18 protein-coding genes and 1 tRNA gene are annotated in these 26,339 nt (G+C 69.2%); 7 read left to right on the forward strand and 12 right to left on the reverse strand.

Annotated features, from left to right (window positions below):
* Nucleotides 1-447 precede the first annotated feature (447 nt).
* Nucleotides 448-1,095: a TenA family protein gene (locus CCO03_RS16345; RefSeq protein WP_087282764.1), complete on the forward strand. Its 648-nt coding sequence runs from the start codon at nucleotides 448-450 to the stop codon at nucleotides 1,093-1,095.
* 16 nt (nucleotides 1,096-1,111) lie between these two features.
* Nucleotides 1,112-1,579, forward strand: a complete 468-nt coding sequence (locus CCO03_RS16350) for a DUF4034 domain-containing protein (protein WP_087282766.1) — start codon at nucleotides 1,112-1,114, stop codon at nucleotides 1,577-1,579.
* A 179-nt stretch (nucleotides 1,580-1,758) separates the two neighbouring features.
* Here the strand turns inward: CCO03_RS16350 and CCO03_RS16355 are convergent, their stop codons facing one another.
* From CCO03_RS16355 to CCO03_RS16385, 7 genes are all read right to left on the reverse strand, one after another.
* A complete protein-coding gene (locus CCO03_RS16355; protein ID WP_087282768.1) occupies nucleotides 1,759-2,736 on the reverse strand; it encodes a Bug family tripartite tricarboxylate transporter substrate binding protein in 978 nt (325 codons plus the stop codon).
* 193 nt (nucleotides 2,737-2,929) lie between these two features.
* The gene (locus CCO03_RS16360; RefSeq protein ID WP_157667739.1) at nucleotides 2,930-4,204 is read right to left on the reverse strand and encodes a DUF11 domain-containing protein; all 1,275 of its coding nucleotides are present in this window, start codon (nucleotides 4,202-4,204) and stop codon (nucleotides 2,930-2,932) included.
* 336 nt (nucleotides 4,205-4,540) lie between these two features.
* The gene (locus tag CCO03_RS16365) at nucleotides 4,541-5,587 is read right to left on the reverse strand and encodes a bifunctional nicotinamide-nucleotide adenylyltransferase/Nudix hydroxylase (protein ID WP_087282772.1); all 1,047 of its coding nucleotides are present in this window, start codon (nucleotides 5,585-5,587) and stop codon (nucleotides 4,541-4,543) included.
* A gap of 94 nt (nucleotides 5,588-5,681) precedes the next feature.
* Nucleotides 5,682-6,587 carry an SDR family oxidoreductase gene (locus tag CCO03_RS16370; RefSeq protein ID WP_205690324.1) on the reverse strand — a complete coding sequence of 302 codons (906 nt, stop codon included), beginning with the start codon at nucleotides 6,585-6,587 and terminating at the stop codon, nucleotides 5,682-5,684.
* 262 nt (nucleotides 6,588-6,849) lie between these two features.
* Nucleotides 6,850-8,550 (reverse strand): NAD+ synthase, encoded by a 1,701-nt coding sequence (locus CCO03_RS16375; RefSeq protein WP_087282776.1) that lies wholly within the window; start codon nucleotides 8,548-8,550, stop codon nucleotides 6,850-6,852.
* Between the two features lie 45 nt (nucleotides 8,551-8,595).
* Entirely contained in the window at nucleotides 8,596-9,807 is a 1,212-nt protein-coding gene (pncB, locus tag CCO03_RS16380; protein ID WP_087284843.1) for a nicotinate phosphoribosyltransferase, read from the reverse strand.
* A 65-nt stretch (nucleotides 9,808-9,872) separates the two neighbouring features.
* Nucleotides 9,873-10,769: a cysteine hydrolase family protein gene (locus CCO03_RS16385; protein ID WP_087282778.1), complete on the reverse strand. Its 897-nt coding sequence runs from the start codon at nucleotides 10,767-10,769 to the stop codon at nucleotides 9,873-9,875.
* Between the two features lie 325 nt (nucleotides 10,770-11,094).
* Between CCO03_RS16385 and CCO03_RS16390 the strand changes: the two genes are divergently transcribed.
* A complete protein-coding gene (locus CCO03_RS16390) occupies nucleotides 11,095-12,378 on the forward strand; it encodes a D-amino acid dehydrogenase (protein ID WP_087284845.1) in 1,284 nt (427 codons plus the stop codon).
* A 71-nt stretch (nucleotides 12,379-12,449) separates the two neighbouring features.
* Here the strand turns inward: CCO03_RS16390 and CCO03_RS16395 are convergent, their stop codons facing one another.
* Together CCO03_RS16395 and nadC are read right to left on the reverse strand one after the other, a co-directional pair.
* Nucleotides 12,450-13,631: a tripartite tricarboxylate transporter substrate binding protein gene (locus CCO03_RS16395; protein WP_087282780.1), complete on the reverse strand. Its 1,182-nt coding sequence runs from the start codon at nucleotides 13,629-13,631 to the stop codon at nucleotides 12,450-12,452.
* 81 nt (nucleotides 13,632-13,712) lie between these two features.
* Nucleotides 13,713-14,594, reverse strand: coding sequence for a carboxylating nicotinate-nucleotide diphosphorylase (gene nadC / locus CCO03_RS16400; RefSeq protein ID WP_087282782.1), 882 nt, complete (start codon nucleotides 14,592-14,594; stop codon nucleotides 13,713-13,715).
* Nucleotides 14,595-15,102: 508 nt separating this feature from the next.
* Between nadC and CCO03_RS16405 the strand changes: the two genes are divergently transcribed.
* Nucleotides 15,103-16,395 carry a DUF11 domain-containing protein gene (locus CCO03_RS16405; protein WP_087282784.1) on the forward strand — a complete coding sequence of 431 codons (1,293 nt, stop codon included), beginning with the start codon at nucleotides 15,103-15,105 and terminating at the stop codon, nucleotides 16,393-16,395.
* A gap of 633 nt (nucleotides 16,396-17,028) precedes the next feature.
* Here CCO03_RS16405 and rapZ read toward each other — a convergent pair.
* From rapZ to CCO03_RS16420, 3 genes are all read right to left on the reverse strand, one after another.
* Nucleotides 17,029-17,895: an RNase adapter RapZ gene (gene rapZ, locus CCO03_RS16410; RefSeq protein ID WP_087282786.1), complete on the reverse strand. Its 867-nt coding sequence runs from the start codon at nucleotides 17,893-17,895 to the stop codon at nucleotides 17,029-17,031.
* Entirely contained in the window at nucleotides 17,892-19,631 is a 1,740-nt protein-coding gene (gene recN / locus CCO03_RS16415; RefSeq protein WP_087282788.1) for a DNA repair protein RecN, read from the reverse strand. The genes rapZ and recN overlap by 4 nt, the downstream gene beginning before the upstream one ends.
* Nucleotides 19,632-19,734: 103 nt before the next feature.
* On the reverse strand, nucleotides 19,735-20,631 hold the full coding sequence (locus CCO03_RS16420; RefSeq protein ID WP_087284847.1) for an NAD kinase: 897 nt from the start codon (nucleotides 20,629-20,631) through the stop codon (nucleotides 19,735-19,737).
* 79 nt (nucleotides 20,632-20,710) lie between these two features.
* Between CCO03_RS16420 and hrcA the strand changes: the two genes are divergently transcribed.
* The 3 genes from hrcA to putA all read left to right on the forward strand — a co-directional run bounded on the left by hrcA (nucleotide 20,711) and on the right by putA (nucleotide 26,225).
* On the forward strand, nucleotides 20,711-21,733 hold the full coding sequence (gene hrcA, locus CCO03_RS16425) for a heat-inducible transcriptional repressor HrcA (RefSeq protein ID WP_087282790.1): 1,023 nt from the start codon (nucleotides 20,711-20,713) through the stop codon (nucleotides 21,731-21,733).
* A 48-nt stretch (nucleotides 21,734-21,781) separates the two neighbouring features.
* Nucleotides 21,782-21,858 (forward strand) — tRNA-Ile (locus CCO03_RS16430).
* Nucleotides 21,859-22,421: 563 nt separating this feature from the next.
* A complete protein-coding gene (gene putA, locus CCO03_RS16435; RefSeq protein WP_087282792.1) occupies nucleotides 22,422-26,225 on the forward strand; it encodes a trifunctional transcriptional regulator/proline dehydrogenase/L-glutamate gamma-semialdehyde dehydrogenase in 3,804 nt (1,267 codons plus the stop codon).
* The last annotated feature ends 114 nt before the right edge of the window (nucleotides 26,226-26,339 follow it).

A 26,339-nucleotide genomic window follows, 5' to 3' on the forward strand; every position in this document is an offset into this window, starting at 1 on the left:
GTATGGGCGCGTTGCCGTTTGCACACAAACGACAATAAGCGCATACCCCATCTACTTCAACGCTTCACCGTCCTCTAGTTCGGCGGTGTCATCCAGCAGACCCGCGCCAGGCTCAGGGTCAGCAGGCGGCCCTGCGCAGGGCGCGTGGCGGGTCCACGGGCCTGCCGCGGCCTGTGGCGGGCCGTGGCCCTGCAGACTGCCATCCGCCTGCACCTGATGAGCCAGCGCTCACCATCGGTACGCGCACCAGGCTGTGACAGTCAGCATGGCAGGCAGCCACCCCTGCGGCGCCACCGGCAGCACCTCGCGTACTTGACCGACGAGCAGCTTCGTCCAGCCGCAGCACATCGTGGCGGCTCAGGTTCAGCGGCCCATCGCGGGCTGTGGCGGGATTTCTATACTCCCCTCCTGGCATGGCCCGGTGGTCAGCCCATCCTCACACACGCCATGACCGGATTTGCCCACACCCTGCGCGCCGAGTGCGCCGCCGACTGGCAGGCCTGCTGCCAGCACCGCTTCGTCGATGAACTGTTCGCCGGCAGCCTTGACGATGCGCACCTGCGCCAGTACCTCGTGCAGGATTACCAGTTCATCGACCGCTTCGTCGCCCTGCTCGGCGCGGCCATCGCGTCGGCCGACCAGTTCGCCGCGCGCGTCACGCTGGCGCAATTCGCGGCCATGATCACCAGCGACGAGAACACCTACTTCATCCGCAGCTTCGACACGCTGGGCGTGCCGGCCGGGGAACGCCTGTCACCCGCCTTGAAGCCCGAGACCACGGCGTTTCAGGCGCTGATGCGCGAAGCGGCCGACTCGCGCCAGTATGCGAACGCGTTGGCCGTGCTCTGCGTGGCCGAAGGCCTGTACCTCGACTGGGCCGACGTGCCAGGCCGTGCCCTGCCGCCGCGCTTCGAGCATGCCGAGTGGATCACGCTGCACGCCAACGACTTCTTCCGCGGCTTCGTGGCCTGGCTGCGCAGCGAGCTGGACCGCGTGGCCCTCACGCTGCCGGCCGCGCAGCAGGACGAAGCACGCCGCTTCTTCCACCGCGCCGTGGCGTGTGAGCGCGCGTTCTTCGACGGGGTGTATGACTGAGGGAAAGGGCGAGCCGATGCGTGACGCCTTCAACCAACAACACACGCAGATCTGTAATTCGCAATCGGCGGCCTACCGAGAGCGCCGATTCGCAGACGTTGAAGCACAACTGACCGCTTTGCTGGACGCCGCTCATGACGACAGCGAGCGAAACTGTGCGTGGGCGGAACTGGCAGGCCATCACCACGTCACCGCGCTGTTGACCAAGGACCCAGCAGCGAATCAGCGTGCGCTGAACGCTTTGCAGACCTGCGTGGCCCCGTGCCCGGAGGACGCACTGAACTGGCTGCGCTTGACCGAGCACTTTCACTATGTCTCGCAAGACTTGAACGAGGCGGCTCAATGCGTTGAGACCACGCTGGCAAAGGCCTTGCAGGAGGGCAATTTTGTCAGGCAGACGCTGGGCGCACGCATTCGCATCGCGCTGAAGCGCCAAGATTGGGGACACAGTGCAGCAATCGCTGAAAGCCTTGCTGAGCCATGAGCTCGGCACCTTGGACGTGGCGCTGGAACACGACTTCGTGAACTTGCTTCCGCCTGACTGTGTGCCAGCCGAACTGGTGGCGCGCTATCAGGCTCAGGTTCAGGCAGAACGAGGGAGTCACGGCGCTCAGCCATGAAAAAGGGAGCCGAGGCTCCCGTTGTGTGCTGCTAGATGCGAACTCAGTTGCGCACCTTGTCCAGGCCCAGGCGCTGGATGATGGCACCCTCGCTCTTGCTGACCTCGTGCGCGAACTGGGTGTACTGCTCGCTGCTCATGTAGTTGGGCAGCATGTCGTACTTGGCCAGCGCATCGATGGAGCTCTTTTCCTCCAGCGCCTTCTTCAGGGCGTCGTGCAGCTTCTTGACCACCTCGGGCGGCGTGCCCTTGGGCGCCACCAGGCCATAGGGCGAGGTCTGCACGATGTTGATGCCCAGCTCGCGCAGCGTGGGCACGGCCGGGAAGCGCGCCATGCGCTTCTCGCTCCAGACGTTCAGCAGCCGGGCCTTGCCGCCTTCGACGTAGGGCACGAAGGCGCTGCTGTCGGCCGCCGCCATCACGTGGCCGCCCAGCAGCGCTTGCGCCAGATCGGCGCTGCCTTTGTAGGGCACGTGGTTGAGCTCGATGCCCGCCGCCTCGGCGATGCGCTCCATGGTCAGGTGCGGGCTGGTCAGGTTGCCACCGGCCGAGCCAAAGCTCACCTTGCCGGGGTTGGCCTTGGCATAGGCCACGAACTCCTGCCAGCTCTTGAACGGGCTGTTGGCCGGCACGGTGAGGCCGAAGGTGTAGCCCGTCAGGTTGATGATGTAGCTCAGGTCCTTGAGCGGGTCCCAGCTCATTTTCTGCGTGTAGCCCATGCGGAAGATGCCCAGTGGCGACTGGCCGATGGTGTAGCCATCGGGCGGCGAGGTGACCACGGTGGCGGCGGGCAGCGTGCCGCCCGCCCCGGGCTTGTTCTCGACCACGATGGGCTGCCCCAAAATCTTGCTGGCGTTCTCGGCAATCACCCGCATGGTGATGTCGGTGGGGCCCCCGGCGGGGAAACCCACCAGCAGGCGGATGGGGCGAGAAGGAAAGTTGTCCGCAGCCCAGGTGTTGACCGACATCCCTGCGACGGCCACGACCGCGCAGCCCCACTTCACCCAAGCTCGACGTTGCATTGATTCACTCCTGTGGTTGACTTCTTCTGTGCCAGGCACAGCCGATCATTGGGCCCCAAAACCCGCCGCTTGCCCAGGGTGCGAACCCTAGACCTGCCCGGATGCCACGACGTCGCCCACAGGCGGGCGATCGCCTGCATCAGGCCGGCGCAAGCCCCGGCCGCTCAGGCCTCTACAGCATGAATCCCAGGCATCAACCGTGCGCGCGCTGGCGCGATCGCATGCCCACGCGGCCCAGCAAGGCGGCCAAGCCGAGCATGCCCAGCCATCCCAGCCCCGGCACGGGTTGGGGCAACACCGCGGCGGGCGTCGGAGCCAGCCGGATCGAGGTCGCGTTGTTGGCCGAGTTGGGATCGATGGGGTTGTTGTCCAGCGGCTGAACGGTGATGTCGTGCGTGTCGCTGGTGGCGACCGACGGCCCCGACCAGGTGACGCTGTACACCGCCGATTGCCCCGATGTCAGCGCCTCGTTGGCGTCGATGGGGCCGGTGCCCGATGGGGTCGCGCAGGGCGTCCCACCCGGTTGCAGCACGCACGTCCAGCTGGCGCTGGCGCCGTTGGCCGTGCCTGGCAGCGGATCGACGATGCGGGCGTTGGTGTCGTCCGGGCCGTTGCTGTAGACGGTGAAGGTGTAGGCGTAGTCGTTGCCGCCGGCTGTGGGCGAGGCCGTGACCGGCGTGGTCGTGACGCTCAACTCGGCGATTCGCTGCCGGCTCATGGTGAACAAGGTGTCGTCCCAGACCGCCTGGCTGGCGCCGCCGACGCCGAACACGTAAAAGCGCAAGGCGTAAGCGGTGTTGGCATTCAGCTCAATGCCTGGCCCCGGCCCATCCGGCGCACGAACCAAACGGAAATTCGGGTCGGTGAGGGCGCTGACATTGGGCACGGTCTCGATCACACCCCCCACGGGCGTGCCTGCACCATCCACCACATAGGCGGCGTACCCGAATTGGTTGGGATTGCCGGCATTCATGAGCCAGCGCGGCGCCAGGCCGATGGTGTTGACGTAGAACTTCACGTCAGCTGGCGAGCCATCGGCGTAGGTCAGCCCGCCCGTGGTGAACGGCATCTGGATGTACTGGCCAGCCGCCATCGCGCCGCTGGCACTGGTCGTTGTCAGGCCGGACAGCACCTGGAAATCCTGCCACCCCGGGTGAGGTGCCATCGTCACGCCGCCACCTACCGCCATGGGGCCTGTGGCAGACAGGAACAGCGGGTCATGGGTCTCGCTGGGCAACACGCAGGGCGCCGGCGCAGCGGGGCAAGCGCTGCTCACGCCCGATCCGGGATACCAGTCCTGGTTGAACGTGCCCAAGGGCAAGTTGCTCATCCACCCCGCCACAAACCCATCGACGCCCATGAAGCTGGTCGGGGCATGCACATACTGCTGAGCGAGGCCGGTGACCGGCAAGCAACTCCATGCCAAAGCCCCCAGGGCCAGGCTGAACGGGGTGGGGCGTGTCGTCATGCACTCAACCTCAAGACAAGATGTATCGAAAGTATAAGAACAATACAAAAGCATCACCCTGCCACCCCAAGATCCACGCACCCTGCCATCGCCTGACCTGTGAATGGCGCGTCATCGGATCACTGTCCGTTGTTGAGTACCGGTGATCAACCGCTTGTTGGTGAACGGCAAACAACGGCTACTCCCGTACGACGGCACATGGTGCTGCCTGGCACGCAAGGCCTCAGCACCTGGACATCATCACGCCGCGCCTGAGCACTTGGCGTCCTCTCGGGTGGTGAGGCGCGGTCCCCATGACGACAGGCGCGGGCGAACCAAGGAGACGCTGCCGCCCGCTCACTCGGTCAGTTGCAGAAACTGATTGAGGATGTGGAAATGGTCTTCGAAGAAGCGCGCTTCCATCGCCACCAGATCGCGCACCGGCACCCACAGCGTGCGCGCCGCATCGTCGCCGGCTTGCACCTGGGGCCGCTCGCGGCTGCTCAGGTCAAACGCGTGCACGTGGGTGATGGTGCGACCGCGCTGGCTGCGGTCGGGGTGGTCGAACACCTGCACCTTCTCCAGTGCGCGTTGCAGCACGGCTTCGGGCACCGCCAGGCTGGTCTCCTCGGCCAGCTCGCGCAGGCAGGCTTCCCACAGCGTGTCGCGGGGTTCGACGAAGCCGCCCGGCAGGGCCAGCAGGCCTTTGCCAGGCGCATGGCCGCGCTCGATGAGCAACACGTCGGCGCCCCAGCGGATCAAGGCGTCCACGGTGACGAACACCGGGGGGTATGGCGCCGTGGCCCACGCCGCCTTGTAGCCGCGCAGCATGCGCCACTCCTGCTGCAGGGCCGCAAACGCCGGCGTCTGCGCGAACGCGACCAGCTCATCCAGCACCGTGGGCGGCAGCTCATCGGCCACGGGCGCCAGCGCCGCGCGCGCCGCCTGCGCCGCCTGCGCCGGCTCGGCATTCAGCCAGGCATCGCGCACGGTGGTGGCATCCATGCGCCCCTGGCGCGGCAGCGACACCAGGCGCCAGCGCGGAAAGTCGTCCAGGTAATCGCTGCTTGCATCCTTGAAATGGCCGACCAGCACCACGTCCTTGCCGTCCTGCCCCAGCAGCTCGCGCACGCCACGCTGCACGGCGCGCACCCAGCGCGCGTTGTTGTAGTAGTCGCGCACCGGCACAAAGGCCACGCGGGCGCGGTCGGCTTCGGGCAAGGCGGCCAGCATGCTGTCGGCCCGCTCCTGCCAGGTGAACGGGTTCTTGGGGCTGCGCGCCTGAAACGCCGAGCCCAGCACCACCGCCACGCGGGGCGCCAGCGTGAGCGCATGCCGCAGCAGCGCCATGTGGCCGCTGTGGACGGGCTGGAACCGGCCGATGAGCACGGCCGCCGAGTTCAAAAATGCAGTCATGGAATTCCGTCAATGTTTCGGAGTATCAACCTGTTCCCTTTTCACTGAAAACGAGAACCTCTGCATACTCCTGAATCTCAAATCAGCTCGGCGCGCCCCCGCCAAACACCTTGGGCGTGGCCGCCCGGTGAAAGCCGTCGAACGGCCGGATGGCCTCGCGCTGCTGCGCCGCCTCGTCGGCCACGGGCGAACCCCAGCCCATGCGCACCTGGGGCCGCGCGCCGTCGACGCGCAGCACGGTGCCGCTGATGAAGCTGGCCGCGGGGCTGAGCAGGAAGGCGATCGCGGCCGAGGTTTCGGCCTCGGTGCCGAAGCGGCCCAGGGGCACGGTCTGCCGCATCGCGCGCAGCATGTCGCCGGCTTCGGGCGGGTAGTGGTCCATGCCGCTGGAGGCGATGTAGCCGGGCGCCACCGCGTTCACGCGCACGCCGCGCGCCGCCCATTCGACGGCCGCCGTTTCGGTGAAACTGACCATGCCCGCGCGGGCCGCGCCGCTGTGGCCCATGCCGGGCATGGAGCCCCACATGTCGGCCACGATGTTCACGATGGCGCCGCCGTGCACGCCCATGGACTGCACCAGGCACTCGCGCGCCACCAGGAAACCGCCGGTCAGGTTGGTGGCGAGTACCGCGTCCCAGCCCTTGGCGCTGATGGCCTCCAGCGGCGTGATGTACTGGCCGCCTGCGTTGTTCACCAGGCCGTGGATGCGCCCGCGCTCGGCCACGATGGCCGCGACCATGGCCTGCACGGCGGCTTCCTGGCGGATGTCGCACGCCTGCCAGCTGACCTGGCCGCCATCGCCCGCGATCTCGGCCGCCGTGGCCTGCAGCTTGTCGGTGTTGCGGCCCACCAGCACCACGTGGGCGCCCAGGGCCGCCAGCTCATGCGCGGTGCAGCGGCCGATGCCCGAGCCGCCACCGGTCACGACGAGGGTCTGGCCCGCGAACAGGCCAGGCGCAAAAACGGAGTGGTAGCGGGTGTCAGGCATCAGCGACTTTCAGGGGATGGCACAACGGGGAGGGGCGCCAGCCGGCGGCCTGGAACGGCACGGGCTGGCAGGCGACAGGCCGCGCGCAGCACCGGGTAGGCGGCGAAGGCCTTGGCTTTGGCTTTGGCCTTGGCTTCGCCGTCGCCTGGGCCTGGGTTCAGCGCCGGGCCACCCCTGTCCTGCTCAACAACCTAAGCATGAGTATGGGCTCATCCGCATTTTGTCAACATCGGGAACACACCCATACTACCAACCTCATCCGTCAGTCGTAATGCGCGGCGATGGGCATCTGCCGGCCCGTGCCGAAGGCGCGCGGGCGCAGGCGCAGCATGGGCGGGGCCTGGCGGCGCTTGTACTCGCTGCGGTGGATGAGGCGACGCACGCGGTCCACGGTGGCGCGGCCGTCTTCGCTCAGGCTCAGCTGCGCGACAAAGGCCTTGGCCGCCTCGTACTCGCGCGTCGACAGGCGCTCGCCCTCGATGAGCAGCTTGAGGATCTCGTCCAGCACGGGGTATGGCGGCAGGCTGTCCTCGTCCTTCTGGCCCGGCGCCAGCTCGGCCGAGGGCGGCTTGTCGATGACGGCCTGCGGGATGAGCTCGCGGCCTGCGGCCTCGTTGATGTGGCGCGACAGCTCGAACACCTCGGTTTTGTAGAGGTCGCCCAGCAAGCCGAGGCCGCCGTTGGTGTCGCCGTACAGCGTGCAGTAGCCGACCGAGACCTCGGACTTGTTGCCCGTGGTCAGCAGCAGGTGGCCGTTGGCGTTGCTGTACTCCATGAGGATGACGCCACGGATGCGCGCCTGCTGGTTCTCGGCCGCCAGGCCCGTCAGCTCGGCACCGAAGGCTTTTTGGTACTGGGCGTGGTACTCGGCCACGAGCTCGGCGATGGGGTGGGTGTAAAGCTGGATGCCGAGGTTGCGGCACAGGTCGACCGAGTCATCGACCGAGCCGGCGCTGGAGTAGCGCGAGGGCATGGTCACGCCGATCACGTTCTCGGCGCCGATGGCATCGACGGCCAGCGCCAGCGTCAGCGCCGAATCGATGCCGCCTGAGCTGCCCACCACGATGCGCTTGAAGCCGCAGCGGCGCGCATAGTCGCGCAAGCCCAGCACGATCTGCGCGCGGTAAAACGCCATGGTGGGCATGCCTTGCGCGGGCACGGGCTCGGGCGCCTGACCGTCGTTCAGGCGGAAGTGGCCGTTCGCGAACTGCAGCGTGCGCACGTCTTCTTCGAAACGCCGGGCCTCGAACACCACGCCGGCACCGGGCTCGACGGCGAACGAGGCGCCGTCGAACACGATCTGGTCATGTCCGCCCACCTGGTTGACGAACAGCACGGGCAGCTTGTGGCGGGTGGCGGCCTGGCTGAACACCTGGTGGCGCTGCTCGCGCTTGTCCAGGTGCGAGGGGCTGGCGTTGATGCTCACGACCAGGTCGGGCGCCGCGTCGCCCATGCGCACCAGCGGGTTGGTGGCGTAATCAACGCCGCTGTCGTTCCAGCCGTCTTCGCAGATCAGGAAGCCGACCTGCGTGTCGCCCACCCGCAGCACCTGGGCGCGGTCGGGGCCGGGCTCGAAGTGGCGGTGCTCGTCGAAGATGTTGTAGGTGGGCAGCAGCTGCTTGGCGTAGCGCAGCAGCACCTCGCCGTTCTTGATGACCAGCAGGCTGTTGTGCAGCTTCTTGCCCGGTTGCAAGGCGTGCGTGGGCGCGCCCACCACCCAGTGCAGGTCGGGCAGCTCGCGCGTCGCGGCCTTGAGCTGCTCCAGCCCGTCGTGCACGCGCTGCAAAAACGGCGGCTCGTCGAGCAGGTCGCCGGGGTAGTAGCCGGTCAGCGAGAGTTCGGAAAACACCACCATGTCGGCGTGCTCGGCCGCGGCCTGCGCCGCAGCGGCGCGCATGCGCGCGATGTTGCCGGCGATGTCGCCAATGGTGTGGTTGAGTTGGGCCAGGGTGACGCGCAGCATCGTGATTGAACCGTGAAGATGGAATGGGGTATGGGGTAGTCCGCGTTACTTGCTCATCGCGGGCTCGGGGATACTGAAGACCTGCCGCAAATAGGCCAGGTAGGTCTCGTCGTCGCACATCGTCTTGCCGGGCGAATCGGAGATCTTGGCCACGGGCTGACCGTTGGCGTGGGTGAGCTTCATGACGATGTTGATCGGCGTCAGGCCCACGTCGTTGGTCAGGCTGGTGCCAATGCCGAAGCCCAGCTGGATGCGGTCGCCGAAATGCTCGTACAGCGCCAGCGCCCGGTCCAGGTTCAGCCCATCCGAAAACACCAGCCGCTTGGTCTCGGGCTTGATGCGCAGCTTCTCGTAATGCGCGATGGCTTTCTCGCCCCAGGCAATCGGGTCGCCCGAGTCGTGGCGCAGGCCGTCGAACAGCTTGGCGAAGTACAGGTCGAAATCGGCCAGGAAGGCGTCCATGCCCACGGTGTCGGTCAGTGCAATGCCCAGGTCGCCCCGGTACTCCTGCACCCAGTCCTCGAGCGCGGCGATCTGGAAGTCGCGCAGGCGCACGCCCTGGGCCTGGTAGCTCTGCAGGTACTCGTGCGCCATGGTGCCGATGGGCACCAGGTTCAGCTCCTTGGCCAGCAGCACGTCGGAGGTGCCCTTGAACCACTGCGGCGTCTGCTGCGCGAAGGCCGAGACCACCTCGCGGTGCCATTCGCGCGCGTAGCGGCGGCGCACGCCAAAGTCGAACAGCTCGAACGGGTGCGTGCGGCTGGTCTCGCGGCCCAGCTCCTTCAGGCGCTCGATCTTCACGGCCAGGCGCTGCCGGCCTTGGTCCAGGGCCCGCGTTTCGTCGAAGCGGCGGAAATACAGCTCGTTGACGATGGCCAGCACGTAGATCTCGAACGGCATCACGTGCACCTGGGGGCCGCGCGCCTCGATGTGCAGGGTGTCGCCATCGGCCCAGGCGTGGATGAAGCTGCGCTGCAGCTGGAAGATGCGCAGGAAGTCGATGAAGTCGCTCTTCATGAAGCGCAGGCTGCCGATGTAGGCCAGCTCACCCGGCGTGAAGCGCAGCGCGCACAGCGCATCCAGCTCCTGGTTCAGGTGGCCCAGCAGCTCGGTCAGCGGGTACTCGGGCCGGTTGCGGCAGACGAAGGTGTACTCGGCCTGGGTTTGCGGGTTGCGGTGCAGCATGGCCTGCCACATCGTGAACTTGTACAGGTCGGTGTCCAGCAGGCTGGTGATGATGGGCGAAGGCGATGGCATGGCCGATGGAAACAATCAGGACAAGGGGTATGGATCTGTGCTCGTGGTCAACAGGACGGCAACCGTCACATGCTGGTCACCACAGCGCTCAGATCGTCGGTACTGGTAGCCAGGCGCACGCCGTGTGCGCGCATGGCCTGCAGGAAGTCGGCCTGCGCGGCCTCGAAGCCCGCCACCGGGCTCATGCAGTCGGTCAGCAGCACCAGCCGCTCGGGTCGGCCAGACGGCAAGTATTGCACCAGGTGTTCGCAGCTCGCGCGCACGCAGTGGCTGCCGGCCTCGCCCGCCACGATGAGGCAGTCGGCCGCATCCAGCTCGGCGAGCAGCCGCGTGTTGAGCGCCGTGGCCGGGTCGCCGGCATCGGGCACCTCGGCCAGGAAGGCGCTGTAGTGCTCGGTCCAGGGGTTCAGGCCCTTGAAGACGTGGCGGACCGCCTGGCCCCGCGCCAGTTGCCAGTCGGCCAGGGCCTCGGCCAGCGCCGCGTGCACGCCATGGCCAAAGCGGCCGACCTCGCAGTGCACGGGCCACACCATGTGGGTGTAGCGGCCCTGCACTTCGAGTTGATCGAGGTATGCCAGGACGCGCGATACATCGTCATCGCGAACAGGCCGATACTCACCCGATCTGACCTGAGCGGCGGTGATGGCCGTGAACGGCGCCACCGCATCGCCCGACCGCGTGCGCCAGAAACCAGGGTGGGCGATGTCGATGCGCTGGTGCGAATCCAGCGTGACCGTGATCGCGTCCAGCTGCGCGCCATGCTGGCGCAGCCAGCCGGCCAGGCGCTGCATGTCGGCATGTGCGCCCGCCACGGGCAGGCTGGGCGCCACGGCCTCGCCGCTGAGGGCATCACGGCCCCACCAGGTGGCGGGCAGGTCGCAGAAATCGTTCTGCGGATCGATGAGCAGCAGCTGAACGCGTGCACGGCTGGCGGGGCGCTGGGCGGGGATGGCGTGTGTCATGCAGGAAGCTCCTCGTGCATTGTGTGGCATCTGACGGACAGTGTAGCTCAGTTAGTTCATTTTATGAACTAACAAATGAGCACCCCTGCGACATGGGCCACGCGTCGCGCCGAAGCCGACGCCACGCATGCCGTGGCCGCGACCTGGCCAGGCCAGGCCCGCCTCGGCCGTGCAGGCCGCCGGTGTTAGGCTGCGGTGATCGGAACCCTGAGGAGACCCTGGCCATGCCTTTGCACGCAGCGCCCTGTTCACTTGCTTGGCTCCCGGCATGCCCGCGCGCGCATGCCGCCGCACCGCGCCGTCGCGCCCGCGCCGGGAGGCCGTCATGAGCACGGTGGTGATCGGCGCCGGCATCGTGGGCCTGATGACGGCCTACCACCTGGCCCGCGAGGGCGACACCGTGACGGTGATCGACGCCCTGCCCGGCCCCGGCCAGGCCACCAGCTACGGCAACGGCGCGCAGCTGAGCTACAGCTTCGTCGCCCCGCTGGCCGAGCCGTCGGTGCTGGCCAAGCTGCCCGGCATGGTCTGGGGCAAGGATTCGCCGCTGCACCTGCGGCTGCGCGCCAGCCCCGCGCAATGGCAGTGGGGCCTGAAGTTCCTGGCGGCCTGCAACGCGCCGCAGGCGCAGCAGACCACGCGCGAGCTGCTGCAGCTGGGCGCGGCCAGCCGCGAGCGGCTGCACGCGCTGATGGCCGAGCACGCCCTGCAGTTCGACTTCACGCGCGCGGGCAAGCTGGTCGTCTACCAGGATGAAGCCGCCTTCGAAGGCGCCAGGGCGCAGATGGCCTTCCAGGCCGAGCTGGGCTGCCAGCAGACCGCGCTGACCGGCGCCGAGTGCGTGGCGCGCGAGCCGGCGCTGGCGGGCGTGGGCCAGCGGCTGGTGGGCGGCATCGACACGCCATCTGAAGAGGCGGGCGACTGCCACCTGCTGTGCCAGGAGCTCGAGCGCGTGCTGCGCCAGGACCCCGCTGGCAGCGCCGGGGCCGACACCGCCCGCGCTGGCGCCGTGGAGTTCCGCTACGGCCTGTCGGTGCGCGGCTTTGCGCAGCGCGGGGGGCGTGTGGTGGCCGTGCAGACCAGCGCCGGGCCGCTGGCGGCCGACCGCGTGGTGCTGGCCGCGGGCATGGGCAGCCAGCGCCTGGCCCGCATGCTGGGCGTAAACGCCGGTCTGGCGGCCTTGAAGGGCTACAGCCTGACCTACGTGCTGGGGCCGGACAGCCAGGCGCCCCGGGTCAGCGTGACGGACACCCACAACAAGGTGGTGTACGCACGCCTGGGGCCGCGCCTGCGCGTGGCGGGCATGGTGGACATGGGCAACGACAGCCTGGCCATCGCCCCCGATCGCATCGCCACCCTGAAGGCGCAGGTGGCCGACTTCCTGCCACAGCTGAAGGCGCGCGGCGAGCCCACGCCCTGGGCCGGCCTGCGCCCCGCCCGCGCCGACGGCAAGCCCGTGGTGGACCGCGTGCCGGGGCTGGACAACGCCTGGCTGCACCTGGGCCACGGCGCGCTGGGCTTCACGCTGGCCGCGGGCAGCGCGGCGCTGCTGGCCGACCGCATGGCCGGCCGCGCCACGGCGCTGGATGCGAACTGGTTTCGCCTGTGAATCTCCACAAGGCAGTATGCAGGTGTTGCCGATGATGTTGAAACGGCAACCCAGGCATACTGCCTTTGTCGTCAATCCACCCGCAAACCCAGCTTGCGCGTGACGGCCGCGTAGCGGTCCATGTCGGCCAGGATCAGCGCCTGGAAGGCTGCCGGCGAACCCGTGGCCGCGCTGTAGCCCTGCTCGTCCAGCAACTGACGCATGGCCTGGCCCTGCAGGGCCAGTTGCGCGGCCTGGTGCAGCCGCGCCACCACGGCCGCCGGTGTGCCCGCAGGCGCCAGCAGGCCGTGCCACTGCTCCACGTCGAACCCCGGCACGCCCTGCTCGGCCACGGTGGGCACCTGAGCCAACTGCGGCAGGCGCTTGGGCGAGGTGATGGCCAGGGCTCGCACGCGGCCACCGGCCATCATGGCCGAGGCGCTGCTGGCCGTGACCAGGCCTGCCGGCACCTGGCCGGCCGCCACGGCGGTGATGGCCGGGCCGCAGCCCTTGTAGGGCACGTGTTGCCAGTGGCTGCGGGTGGCCTGCGCCAGCATTTCGCCGGCCAGGTGCTGCGGCGTGCCGTTGCCGCACGAGGCAAAGGCCAGGGGACGGTCGGCGCTGCGGGCCGCGGCCAACGCGTCCTCCAGGCTGTGCAGCGCGCTGTCGGCCGGCACCACCAGCACCGAGGCGATGAAGCCGGCGTTGACCACGGCCGTGAAATCGCGCTGGGGATCGAAATCGAGCTTCTGGTACACGCCGGGGTTGATCGCGAACGAGCTGTTGACCATCAGCAGTGTCTGGCCATCGGGCGCGGCCTGCGCCACGTGCTGCGCGCCGATGTTGCCGCTGGCGCCGGGCCGGTTTTCGACCAGCACGGTTTGGCCCAGGCGGGTTTGCAGCTCGGCGCCCAGCCGGCGCGCCAGCAGGTCGGTGCCACCGCCCGGCGGAAAGGTGACCACGATGGTGAGCGGCTTGCCCGTGGGCCGCAGCGTGGCCGAGGCCGCCGACGATGTCCCGGCCGTGGCCGTTGCCGTGGCCGTGGCCGCGCCTCGAACCGAAGGGACGCCAGGGACCGCGCCCGGCACCGTGGTCGACGCCACGCGCGCGGCCGCCGGTGACGAGGCGCCACTCGCAGCGACACCCGGGCCGACCGGGCTCGCCGCATGGACGGCCGTCGCCAGCAGACCCGTCAGCAAACTGGCGCCGACGCCGGGCCGCCAGCCCACCCACCGCGCCGCCAACCGCTGCACGGCCTGGGTCGCATGCACCATCCAGCGCGGTCCGCCGTCGCCGTGGGTCACAGCCGATGGCGCGCTGCGGTGCCGTGCCCTGTGCGATGCCGGTGCCATGGCTCAGGCGTCCAGGCCGATGTCGAGCACGCGCGCGCTGTGCGTGATCCAGCCCACGGCGATCTGATCGACCCCGGTGGCGGCCACCGCGGCGGCCGTGTCGGGCGTGATGCGACCCGAAGCCTCGGTGATGGCTCGGCCCCGGCACATGGCCACCGCCGTGCGCAGGTCGTCCAGGCTCATGTTGTCGAGCAGTACCACGTCCACGCCCAGCGACAGCGCCGTCTCCAGCTGCGCCAGCGTGTCCACCTCCAGCTCGACCTTGACCATGTGGCCCACCCCGGCGCGGGCGCGCGCCACGGCGGTCTGCACATCGCCGGCCAGGGCGATGTGGTTGTCCTTGATGAGCACGGCGTCGTCCAGCCCGAAGCGGTGGTTGCTGCCGCCGCCCACGCGCACGGCATGTTTCTGCAGCGCACGCAGGCCCGGCAGGGTCTTGCGCGTGCAGGTCACCCGCGTGGCGTGCCCGGCCCGCGCGATCGCCTGCGCGATGGACGCCGTGCTGCTGGCCACGCCGCTCAGGTGGCACAGGTAGTTCAAGGCCACACGCTCCGCACTGAGGATGGCGCGCGCCGGGCCGGCGATGCGTGCGATCTCGGCGCCGGGCGCCAAGGCGGCCCCATCGGCCAGCGACGCCTCGAACCGGCCGGCACCCATCAGCCCAAACGCCAGCCGCGCCAGGTCCAGCCCGGCCAGCACCCCGACCTCGCGCGCCACCAGGCGCAAGGTCGCCTGGGCATCGACGGGCACGATGGCATCGGTCGTCAGGTCGCCGGCCCGGCCCAGGTCTTCGAGCAAAGCCATCCGCACCAGCGGCTCCAGCATCAGGTCGGGCAAGGGGGGCACCGGCAGGCGCTCACCTAGGGCAGTGTTTTTAATGCTCATTTTGAGTATTTTCAAATCCAAAAACGAGCGCCGCGGTGGCGCGCCTGGACTTATGCTAACAGCGAGCATAAGGGGTGTCGATGGCCGCCAGTCGCCTGCGCGCATCCGCCTCGGCTTGGGCCTGTTCACCCCTCGCCCTCACGCACGCCCACGCGAATTCGACGCACAAGCGCGTCGGGGGCCGACCCGCGCACCACGGGTCAACTCGCCGCTCGCGTCAAGTCGCGTCGCGCCCCGCGGCCTGCCCACACCGCCCCGACAGTCGCGGCTGCGCCACAGCGGGTGTGAAATTTATTAACCCAATGGACTTACTTTTGTATATTTTTGACCTTTGACGTTGCAAGACGATGCATGGGCTAGGCCCAACCCCAGGGTTGACGCCCCCGGCATCGCAGGTCTGCCTGGTTGGGAGCTGCACGTCGAGCTGTTTTCGCGGCGCCCGCGTCTTGATACGCGGGCCTTCTCAACCCATTCGGTCCTGCACCGAGCCCCCCGTCCCGGAGCCCCCATGCCCCTGAGCGCCCCCTCTTCCGCGTTGTCCTCGCGTCAACGCCTGTCGTCCCTGTCCCGCCTGGCAGGCCTCACCGTGGTCCTGGCCACCGCCTCCACCAACGTCTGGGCGCAGTCCTGCGACGGCACCCTCTTCATCTCGCAAAACACGCCCACCACGCTCCTCCACAGCGCCTTCCCGGTCAACTTCCAGGCGGTCGGCAGCGCGGCGCCCATGACCTACAACGCCTTGGGCCACCACACCAACGGCGACCTCTACGGCCTGCAGACCAGCAGCAACACCCTGCTGCGGATCAACCAGACCACCGGCGTCGTCACCACCGTGGGTGCTGTGGCCGGTCTGCCCGTCGCCAGCTACAACGCCGGCACCATCGGCACCAACAACCTGTACTACGTGAAGCCGGTCGGCAACACCAACACCCTCTACACCATCGACCCCACCGCGGCCACACCCACCGCCACGGCCACGACGCTGTCCCAGAGCATCACGATCTCCGACATGGGCTGGGTGAGCGGCCTGCTCTACGCCTCGGCCGACGATGGGCAGCTTTATGCCATCGATCCGGCCACCGGCACGGTGACCGCCATTGGCGCGCCCGACAACACCGGCGGCGTGCTGGGCGCGCAGTTCTCGGGGCCCAATGGCCTGTTCGGCGTGGCCAACAGCGGCGCCGGTTTTTTCCAGATCAGCCTGACGACGGGGGCACGCACCCTGCTGTCCGGTGCACCGGCCTCGGGCAACAACGATGGCGCCAGCTGCCCCACGGCCAACGTGCTCACCTCGGCCCAGGCCGACCTGGGCGTCACCAAGACCGACGGCGCCACGACCTACACACCGGGTACCCCCGTGGTCTACACCATCGTCGCCAGCAACGCCGGCCCCAGCGATGCCGATGGCGTCGCCCTGAGCGACCCCTTGCCCGCGGGCATCACCAACGCCAGCTGGACCTGTACCGCCACGGGCGCAGCCACCTGCACGAACGCCGGCACCGGCGCCCTGACCGACACCATCAACCTCCCCAACGGCACGTCCGCCACCTACACGGTGACGCTGCAGGTGCCCGCCGACTTCACGGGCAACCTGGTGAACACCGTGCAAGTGACCCCACCCGCCGGCGTGACCGACCCCAACCCCAACAACAACAGCGCCACCGACACCAACACCCCGGCCAGCGTACCGCCCGGCCCCGCGCCCACGCCGGTGCCCACCGATTCGCCGTGGATGCTGCTGGGATTGGCCGCCGCGCTGGGGGGCTACGCCGCACGCGCCAAGCGCCGCGCACGCGCTTGAGGCGCAGGGCGGGCGCGGCACAGCCGTGGCGCGCCCTGTCAGGTGCCCCAGCTGACCCAGGCGGTTCATGAGCCACCGTGCGCGCAGCTGAAGCCGGAGTGAGCACCGGCCGGCACACGCCATGATTCGGCTGCCAGGGCGACCATTCAAGGGGTAATTGGTCATGGCCTTTGTTTAACGAACGGTTATGGCCAGATACCCCTTTTGATTTGACGTCAACGTTGACGCTTCGGCTTCACCCAGAAACGGCACGAGTGCGTTGCCCTGGCCACAAGGCCATGTCGCGCGCCCCGTCTTGATGATTCGGCGGTTCGGTGACCTGAACGGCGGCGCCGGCCTCCCGCACGCGGGTCAGGCTGACTGCGACGCGCGTCGGGTCCATGCGGCCCATGGGTTGCAGTGCGTTCATCCACATACCAGGGAGTAATCCTCCATTCCCGTCATGTTGACAATGGGATTCGCCGGATACCTATTGCCACCCTGCGCCAACGGGTCAACCCGCGTCAAGATGACGCTCTGCCCTCATCCGGAAGCGACCCTGAGGCCTTCCAAGTCCAGCCGCGAGCCCATCGCCTGCCATCGTGGCCTGCGGCGCCGCATGCGGCGCATCACTCGCAGATCGGGCCGGCGCCCTCAGGCCTTGCCGTCCAGCTCGCGGTGGCGCTTGAGCGTCGTCCATTCGTGCCGGAACGCCTCCGCCAGCTGCTCGACGAGGTAGACGGAGCGGTGCTGCCCGCCAGTGCAACCGATGGCCACGGTGACGTAGCTGCGGTGGTCCTGCTCCAGCGGCTGCAGCCAGGCGCGCACGAACTGCGCCACCTGCGCGCGCATGCGCTGGGCTTCGGGCTGGCGATCGAGGAACTCGATGACCGGCTGGTCGCGCCCGGTCAGCGGCCGCAGCACGGGGTCGTAGTGCGGGTTGGGCAGCATGCGCACGTCGAAGACGAAATCGGCCGACACCGGCAGGCCGCGCTTGAACGCGAAGGACTCGAACACCAGCGTCAGCGCCGAGGCCGGCGCCTCCACCACGGCCTTCACGTAGCCGCGCAGCTGCTGGGCCCGGGTGAAGCTGGTGTCGATGACGTGGGCCCGCTCGCGCATGTCGCCCAGCATGTCCCGCTCCAGGCCAATGGCCTCCATCAACCCATGCACGTCGTCGCCCAGGGCGTGCGACGACAGCGGGTGGCGCCGTCGGCTTTCGGAGTAGCGGTGCACCAGGGTTTCGTTGCTGGCGTCCAGGAAGATCGAGCGCAGCACGTACTCGCGCGGGTTCAGGCTGGCCAGCAACAGCGGCAACTGCGGCAGCGACGCCGCGCTGCGCACGTCCATGGCCACGGCCACGCGCGCCAGGTGGCGTTCGCGCGCCAGCGTCAGCAGCTGGGTCAGCAGCTCGGGCGGCAGGTTGTCCACGCAGTAGTAGCCCACGTCTTCCAGCGCGTTCAGGGCCACGGACTTGCCCGAGCCCGACATGCCGGTGATGAGCACCAGGTCCATGGTCATGCCGACCTCCGTTTGCCGGCGCGTGCGGCCACCTGGGGTGGGGACGCGGCAGCCGCTGGCGCCAGCAGCTCGCGCGCATGGTCCAGCGTGGCGCGGGTGATCTGGCTGCCACCCAGCATGCGGGCAATCTCCTGCACGCGCTCGTCGGCCACCAGCGTCTTGAGCGAGCTGAAGGTCTGGGCGTCCACCGCCTGCTTGCTGACCAGCACGTGGTGGTCGGCCGCGGCCGCCACCTGCGGCAGGTGGGTCACGGCCAGCACCTGGCGGTCGCTGCCCAGCTGCTGCATCAGCCGGCCGACCGACTCGGCCACGGCGCCGCCCACGCCCGAATCCACCTCGTCGAAGATCAGCGTCTGGGCCTGGCCCAGCGCGCTGGTTTTCACGGCAATCGCCAGCGCGATGCGCGAGAGCTCGCCCCCCGAGGCCACCTTGCCGATGGGCCGGGGCGACACGCCGGCATGGCCCGCCACCAGGAACTCGACCTCGTCGATGCCGGTGCTGGTGGCCGCCTGCGCGCGCAACGCCACCTCGAAACGGCCGCCGCCCATGCCCAGGGCCTGCATGGCATCGGTCACTTCGGCAGCCAGCCGCGGCGCGGCCTTGTGGCGCAGGCGGGACAAGGCCTGCGCCTCGCGGTCGTACGCGGTGCGGGCCCGTTGCTCGGCCTGTTGCAGCGCGTCCAGGTCGCTCTGGGCGTCCAGCTCGGCCAACTGCTGGCGCCAGCCCTGCCAGGTGCTGGCCAGGTCCTCGGGCGCGACGCGGAAGCGCTTGGCCAGGCCCAGCCAGGCCTGCACGCGCTCGTCCAGCGCCTGCAGCCCGTCGTCGTCGTGGTCGGTGTGGCGCAGGTAGGCGCGCAAACCGTGCAGCGCCTCTTCGAATTGCGCCTGGCCCGTGCTCAGCAGGTCGATGAACGGCGTGAACGCAGGTTCGATGTGGGCCTGCGTGGACAGCGTGTCCACGCAGCGCCCCACCTCGCTCAGCACACCGCCCGCGCCGCGGCCACGGCCGCCTTCTTCGGCGTCCAGCGTGTTGCACACGGCCTGGGCCGCCTCGATCAGGGCCTGCACGTGCGAGCGCCGCGTGTGGTCGGCGTTGAGCTGCGGCCACTCGCCGTCCTGCGGGTTCAGCCGCTCAAGCTCGCCGATCTGCCACATCAGGCGTTCACGCTCCTGCGCCAGCGAGGCCTGCTGGGCCGTCGCACGCGCCAGCCGCTCATGGGCCGCGCGCCAGGTCTGCCAGGCCTGGCCCACCGCTGCCGTCTGCACGGCGCCGAACGCGTCGAGCAGCTCGCGCACCGCGGCCTGGCGCGTCAGGCTTTGCCAGGCGTGCTGGCCGTGGATGTCGATGAGCTGGTCGCCGAGCTCGCGCAGCTGGGTCGCGGTGGCCGCACTGCCGTTGATCCAGGCGCGGCTCTTGCCTTGGGCATCGATGGTGCGGCGCAGCAGCACCTGGGGCGCCGCCGCGGGCTCTTCGCCGCCGACGTCGAAACCGCTCTCGGTCAACCATTGCACCTGCGGTGCGTCGATCGAAAACCGGGCGCTGATCTCGGCACGGGCCGTGCCCTCGCGCACCACGCCGGCATCGGCGCGCGCCCCCAGCGCCAGCTGCAGCGCGTCGATGAGGATGGATTTACCGGCCCCGGTCTCCCCCGTGAGCACCGTGAAGCCGTTGGAAAAATCCAGGTTCAGCTCGCGCACGATGACGAAATCGCGCAAGTCCAGACTCAGCAGCGCCATGATGGGTTGTTCAAATCAATCGGTGTATGCCCATGTTTCCGTTTGCAGTGCAACGCAAATCAATGCATACCCTTGCTGTTCATGCCAACAACGATGACCTGCGTCATCCGTTTCTCGCGTTCCAGTGCAGCTTGCGCCGCAGCACGTCAAAGTAGTTCCAGCCGGCCTCGTGCAAAAAGATCGCCTGGTGCGCCGAGCGGCGCGCGGTGATCCGGTCGCCCACCTGCAAAGCGGTGATGGCCTGCATGTCGAAGCTGGCGCTGGCCTCGCGCGCGGCCACGATCTCCAGCTGGATTTCGCCCGTGTCGGCCAACACGATGGGCCGGTTCGACAGGTTGTGCGGCGCGATCGGCACCAGCGCCCAACCCGCCACCGAGGGGTGGATAAGCGGCCCGCCGGCCGACAGCGAATAGGCCGATGCCCCTGTGGGCGTAGCGATGATGAAGCCATCGGCGCGGTGGTTGGCGACGAAGTGCCCGTCGATCTCCACGCGCAGCTCGACCATGGCCGAGGTGCTGCCGCGCGTGACCACCACGTCGTTGAGCGCCACGGCATCGAACAGGCAGGCGCCGCCCCGGAACAGGCTGCCGTGGATGAGGCTGCGGCGGTCTTCCTCGACCGCGCCGCGGATCATGTTCGTCAGCGGCGTGTGGAAATTGTTGAGCTCGATGTCGGTGATGAAGCCCAGGCGGCCCTGGTTGATGCCGATCAAGGGCAGGTCGTAGGCCGCCAGCACGCGGGCCGCGCCCAGCATGGTGCCGTCGCCGCCGATGACCACCGCCACATCGCAGTATTGACCCAGCTCTTCCGTCGTCATGACGCGAAAGCCCGATACCCCGGTGTTCGCGGCGCTCTGCTGCTCCAGGATGACTTCGCACCCCAATTCGACCAGCAGCTGGCTCACGGCCAGCAGGTTCTGCCGCGTGCTGGGCAAGGCCGCGCCGGAGACTGGATCGCTGTATTTGCCGATGAGGCCGACTCGACGGTATTTGACGGACATGGCCAAATTACATCATGTTTCGGCGGCCCCGCCGTGACGCGCGACTGGCCCTGCACGGCCGGATGCATAGAATGAATTCATGTTGGACGAACGCGCAAGACTGCTGCTGAAGACCCTGGTCGAGCACTACATCGCCGATGGGCAGCCGGTGGGCTCGCGCACGCTCTCGCGCCAGTCCGGCTTGTCGCTCTCGCCGGCCACCATCCGCAACGTGATGGCCGACCTCGAAGAGCTGGGCCTGATCGCCAGCCCGCACACCTCGGCCGGCCGCATCCCCACCGCCAAGGGCTATCGCCTGTTCGTGGACACCATGCTCACCATTGGCAGCGGCCTGGCGACCCGCTCGGGCACGGCCGTGCCCCAAAAGCTCAGCGGCGACCAGCCGGGCAAGGTCATCTCCAGCGCGGCCAACCTGCTGTCCGAGCTGTCGCAGTTCGTCGGCGTGGTCGTCGCGCCCAAGCGCACCTCGGTGTTTCGCCACATCGAATTCCTGCGCCTGTCCGAGCGCCGCCTGCTGGTCATCATCGTGTCGCCCGACGGCGAGGTGCAAAACCGCATCATCTACCCCGAGGTCGACTACGAGGCCGCGCAGCTCATCGAAGCCGCCAACTACCTCAACGCCCACTACGCCGGCATGGCGATCGAAACCGTGCGCGACCGGCTGCAGCACGAGGCCGACGCCCTGCGCAGCGAAATCACCACGCTGATGCAGGCCGCGCTGCTGGCCGGCAGCGAGGCCTTGAACGAGGGCCAGGACGAGGTGGTGGTGGCGGGCGAGCGCAACCTGCTGGCCGTGAACGACCTCTCGCAGGACATGGGGCAACTGCGCAAGGCCTTCGACCTGTTCGAGCAAAAGGCGCAGCTCATCCGCCTGCTCGACGTCTCATCCAAGGGGGAAGGCGTGAACATCTACATCGGCGGCGAAAGCATGACCGTGCCGGTCGAGCAGCTGTCGGTGGTCACGGCCCCGTACGAGGTCGATGGCCAGGTCGTGGGCACGCTGGGCGTCATCGGCCCCACGCGCATGCAATACCACCGCATGATCGAAATCGTCGACATCACCGCACGCCTGGTGGGCAACGCCCTGAGCCACGGGCGGTGAGCCATGGGCGCTGAGCGCGGGCAGCGTGCCGATAGAATCCGCGCTCTCGGGACGTTAGCTCAGTTGGTCAGAGCAGGGGACTCATAATCCCTTGGTCGTTGGTTCAAGTCCAACACGTCCTACCACCTGAAGCCCTTGCACGCCAAGGCTTTCCAGGCCAGCGAGGCGCGGCGGACCGTCTCAACGTGTTCCGCGAAGCGACGCACCCGTCAGCCACCAGCCGGCCGCGCATCCCACCGGGTACAGCAGACCCTTCCAGGTCCAGCCCCAAGCCCCTCCGGCCCAGTCCCCCTCTTCAGCACCTCCAAGGGCATGACACCGGCGTGCGCCTGCTCGCACAGGCCGTGCTTCCCTGCCCCTCAGCCTCAAAGGGCCCGGTCAGCCAGGGTCGCGCAGCACCTCGCCAAAGGCCAGCCGTCCAGCCACGGTCGTCAATCAATCGGCAGCAGTATGGCGCCATCATCGTTTTTCATTCAACGATAAGCACACCATACCTATACCAAAATTCACTTCGCCACCGTCAGACATCGACGCGAGCGATGCCCGCCGGACGACAGCCTGCAACACCCTGCGTGGCCAACGGTCAGTGGGTCACCGCCAGGCAGCGCCACGCAGGCATTTGCCAAGCGGTTCACTTTGCGCAAGCATGGGCTCAACGCGCTGCACGCCGCTTTTTTGGGACATCCCCATGGCCCTTTTCTCGCTCCGCCCGCCGCCCCAGACTCCCCGTACCCACCCCCACGAGGGCGAGGCCCTGCCCCCGCACACGGCGCTGCGCGCGCGCATCACGGCGCACCACCGCACGCCCGAGCCCGAAGCCGTAGCCTGGCTGCTGCCCCAGGTGAAGGCGGTTGCCGACGCCGAGACGACGCGGCGCACGCTTGAACTCGCCACGCAGATCGCCCAGCGCCTGCGCGAGCGCCAGGCCCGCATGGGCCGGACCAGCCTCGTGCAAGGCCTGCTGCAGGAGTACGCGCTGTCGTCGCAGGAAGGCGTGGCGCTGATGTGCCTGGCCGAAGCGCTGCTGCGCATCCCCGACCCGGCCACGCGCGATGCGCTGATCCGCGACAAGATCGCGCAGGGCCACTGGCGCGAGCACGCCGGCCACAGCCCTTCGCTGTTCGTCAACGCCGCCACCTGGGGGCTGCTGCTGACCGGCAAGCTGGTGGCCACGCACAGCGAGACCACCTTGTCCTCGCTGCTCACGCGGCTGATCGGCCAGGGCGGCGAGCCGCTGATCCGACAGGGCGTTCAGATCGCCATGCGCCTGATGGGCGAGCAGTTCGTGATGGGCGAAACCATCGCCGACGCCTTGCGGCATGCCCGCCCGTTGGAAGCCCAGGGCTTTCGCTACTCCTACGACATGCTGGGCGAGGCCGCGATGACGGCCGAGGACGCCGACCGCTACCGTCAGGCCTACGAAGACGCGATCCACGCCATCGGCAAGGCGTCCAACGGCCGCGGTGTCTACGAGGGCCCCGGCATCTCGATCAAGCTGTCGGCGCTGCACCCGCGCTACAGCCGCGCGCAACGCACGCGCGTGATGGACGAGCTCTACCCCGTGGTGCGCCGCCTGGCGCTGCTGGCCCGGCGCCACGACATCGGCCTGAACATCGACGCCGAGGAGGCCGACCGGCTCGAGCTATCGCTGGACCTGCTCGAGCGGCTGTGCTTCGAGCCCGCGCTGGCGCATTGGCACGGCATCGGCTTCGTGATCCAGGCCTACCAGAAGCGCTGCCCCTTCGTCATCGACTGGTGTGTCGACCTGGCGCGCCGCAGCCAGCACCGCCTCATGATCCGCCTGGTCAAAGGGGCCTACTGGGACAGCGAGATCAAGCGCGCGCAAGTGGATGGCTTGGCGGGCTATCCGGTCTACACGCGCAAGGCCTACACCGACCTGTCGTACCTGGCCTGCGCACGTCAGCTGCTGGCCGCGCCCGAGCAGGTCTACCCGCAGTTCGCCACGCACAATGCGCACACGCTGGCGGCGATTTACCAGCTGGCCGACCCGGCGGCCTGGCAGCCGGGGCAGTACGAGTTCCAGTGCCTGCACGGCATGGGCGAGCCGCTGTACGAGCAGGTGGTCGGGCACACAGAAAATGGCAAGCTGGGCCGGACCTGCCGCATCTACGCCCCCGTGGGCACGCACGAGACGCTGCTGGCCTACCTGGTGCGCCGCCTGCTCGAGAACGGCGCCAACACCTCGTTCGTGAACCGCATCGCCGACCCCACGGTCCCGATCGCCGCGCTGGTGGCAGACCCGGTCGCGGCCGTCGAGCGCCTGGCGCAGCAGGGGCCCCCCCTGGGTGCGCCCCACCCCGCCATTCCCCTGCCCGCCCAGCTCTACGGCAGCGCCCGCCGCAATTCGGACGGCCTGGACCTCTCGAACGACGACAGCCTGCATGCGCTGGACGAGGCCCTGACGGCCAGCGCCGCCGTGGCCTGGACGGCCGAGCCCCTGCTGGCCCAGCCGGCGGCCGAACCGGCCGCAGAGGGGGTGCCGGTCGTCAACCCGGCGGACGCCAGCGACGTGGTGGGCCGGGTCTGGCCCGCCAGCGCAGGGCAGTTGCAACAGGCCCTGGCCGCCGCCCACGCCTTCGCGCCAAGCTGGGCGGCCACGCCCGTGGCCGAGCGCGCCGCCGCGCTGGAGCGCGCGGCCGACCACCTGCAGCAACGCCTGCCCCTACTGCTGGGCCTGCTGGCGCGCGAGGCCGGCAAAACCTGCGCCAACGGCGTGGCCGAGGTCCGCGAGGCCATCGACTTCCTGCGCTTCTACGCGGCGCAGGCGCGCACCAGCCTGGCCACGGCCGCGCACACGCCGCTGGGCCCTGTCGTCTGCATCAGCCCCTGGAACTTCCCGCTCGCGATCTTCATCGGCCAGATCGCCGCGGCACTGGCCGCCGGCAACCCCGTGTTGGCCAAGCCCGCCGAACAGACGCCGCTGGTGGCTGCCGAGGGCGTGCGCCTGCTGCATGCGGCCGGCATCCCTGCTGCCGCCCTTCAGCTGCTGCCGGGCGACGGCGCCACGGTGGGCGCCGCGCTCGTGGCCGACGCGCGCGTGCAGGCCGTGATGTTCACGGGCTCGACCGAGGTCGCGCGCCAGATCCAGCAAACGCTGGCCCAGCGCCTGGGCGCCGGCGGCGCGCCCGTGCCCCTGATCGCCGAGACGGGCGGGCAAAACGCCATGATCGTCGACTCCTCGGCGCTGGTGGAACAGGTCGTGGCCGACGTGCTCGGCTCGGCCTTCGACAGCGCGGGCCAGCGCTGCTCGGCGCTGCGCGTGCTGTGCCTGCAGGACGAGGTGGCCGACCGCGTGCTGCACATGCTTCGGGGCGCGATGGCCGAGCTCACGGTCGGCAACCCGGCCCGGCTCAGCACCGACGTGGGCCCGGTCATCGACGCCGAGGCGCGCGACACCCTCGAAGCCCACATCGCCCAGATGCAGCGCGCCGGCCGCCAGGTGCAGCGCCTGGGCCGCAGCGCGCCGGACGTGCCGGGCCGCGGCACCTACGTGCTGCCGACGCTGATCGAGATTGAGCACATCGCCGAGCTGCAGCGCGAGGTCTTCGGCCCCGTGCTGCACGTGGTGCGCTTCGCGCGCCCGGCCCTGGGCACGCTGCTGGCGCAGATCGCCGCCACCGGCTACGGCCTGACCCAGGGCCTGCACACGCGCATCGACGAAACCCTGCGCGAGGTTGCGCAACACGCCCGCGTGGGCAACCTCTACATCAACCGCAACCTGGTCGGCGCGGTCGTGGGCGTGCAGCCCTTTGGCGGCCAGGGCCTGTCGGGCACCGGGCCCAAGGCCGGCGGCCCGCTGGTCCTGCACCGGCTGGGCGCGCACGGGGCCGGTATGGCACTGCACCAGGTGGTCGCCAGCGCCCTGCCGGGGGCGACACCCGCCGATGCGCCCGCCGACGTGCCCGCCAACGTGCCCGCGCAGGCCCCGGCCGCTCATGGCGCGCTGCTGGCCTGGCTCGGGGGCCGGCATGGCCTGCGCCTGCACCAGGCCTGCCTGCGCCTGCCCCAGGCGCTGGGTCCCCATCGGGCGTGGCTGCTGGCGGGGCCGACGGGCGAGCGCAACGTCTACAGCTGGCTGCCCCGCGAAGCCGTGCTGTGCCTGGCCGAGCACGACGAGGCGCTGCTGCTGCAGCTGGCCGCTGTGCTGGCGGTGGGTAGCCACGCGATCTGGCCGCTGCGGGCCGACACGCGGGCCCTGCGCGCCAGCCTGCCGCACGAGGTGCAGGCGCACATCACGCTGAGCCCCGACTGGACCGCCCCCGGCGTGAGGTTCGACGTCGCGCTGGCCGACGGCGATGCCGCTGGCCTGCGCGCCGCGGCGCAGCGCCTGGCGGCGCGTGAGGGGCCCATCGTCAGCCTGTGGCGGTGCTCGATGGAGGCGATGCCGCTGGAGGCCCTGCTGATCGAGCGGGCCACCAGCACCAACACCGCCGCCGCGGGCGGCAACGCCAGCCTCATGACGATCGCCTGATCGCTGGATCGCCGGTGCCAACCTGCAGTCCGCCATCGTCTGCGTGACCCTCATGGCCAAGCGGGTGTTCAAGGAGTAACCCGCCATTCCCGATACAGAGAAAACGGGAATGAC

This window comes from Comamonas serinivorans (assembly GCF_002158865.1).
Lineage (GTDB): Bacteria > Pseudomonadota > Gammaproteobacteria > Burkholderiales > Burkholderiaceae_C > Comamonas_E > Comamonas_E serinivorans.

Coding starts and splice junctions, on each gene's coding strand:
- CCO03_RS16390 (WP_087284845.1), top strand. CDS start 11,095: ATGAGCACGGTGGTGATCGGCGCCGGCATCGTGGGCCTGATGACGGCC.
- CCO03_RS16360 (WP_157667739.1), bottom strand. CDS start 4,204: ATGACGACACGCCCCACCCCGTTCAGCCTGGCCCTGGGGGCTTTGGCA.
- pncB (WP_087284843.1), bottom strand. CDS start 9,807: ATGCCATCGCCTTCGCCCATCATCACCAGCCTGCTGGACACCGACCTG.
- recN (WP_087282788.1), bottom strand. CDS start 19,631: ATGGCGCTGCTGAGTCTGGACTTGCGCGATTTCGTCATCGTGCGCGAG.
- CCO03_RS16405 (WP_087282784.1), top strand. CDS start 15,103: ATGCCCCTGAGCGCCCCCTCTTCCGCGTTGTCCTCGCGTCAACGCCTG.
- CCO03_RS16350 (WP_087282766.1), top strand. CDS start 1,112: ATGCGTGACGCCTTCAACCAACAACACACGCAGATCTGTAATTCGCAA.
- rapZ (WP_087282786.1), bottom strand. CDS start 17,895: ATGACCATGGACCTGGTGCTCATCACCGGCATGTCGGGCTCGGGCAAG.
- CCO03_RS16355 (WP_087282768.1), bottom strand. CDS start 2,736: ATGCAACGTCGAGCTTGGGTGAAGTGGGGCTGCGCGGTCGTGGCCGTC.
- CCO03_RS16370 (WP_205690324.1), bottom strand. CDS start 6,587: ATGCCTGACACCCGCTACCACTCCGTTTTTGCGCCTGGCCTGTTCGCG.
- CCO03_RS16375 (WP_087282776.1), bottom strand. CDS start 8,550: ATGCTGCGCGTCACCCTGGCCCAACTCAACCACACCATTGGCGACATC.
- CCO03_RS16345 (WP_087282764.1), top strand. CDS start 448: ATGACCGGATTTGCCCACACCCTGCGCGCCGAGTGCGCCGCCGACTGG.
- CCO03_RS16395 (WP_087282780.1), bottom strand. CDS start 13,631: ATGGTGCATGCGACCCAGGCCGTGCAGCGGTTGGCGGCGCGGTGGGTG.
- nadC (WP_087282782.1), bottom strand. CDS start 14,594: ATGAGCATTAAAAACACTGCCCTAGGTGAGCGCCTGCCGGTGCCCCCC.
- putA (WP_087282792.1), top strand. CDS start 22,422: ATGGCCCTTTTCTCGCTCCGCCCGCCGCCCCAGACTCCCCGTACCCAC.
- CCO03_RS16385 (WP_087282778.1), bottom strand. CDS start 10,769: ATGACACACGCCATCCCCGCCCAGCGCCCCGCCAGCCGTGCACGCGTT.
- hrcA (WP_087282790.1), top strand. CDS start 20,711: ATGTTGGACGAACGCGCAAGACTGCTGCTGAAGACCCTGGTCGAGCAC.
- CCO03_RS16420 (WP_087284847.1), bottom strand. CDS start 20,631: ATGTCCGTCAAATACCGTCGAGTCGGCCTCATCGGCAAATACAGCGAT.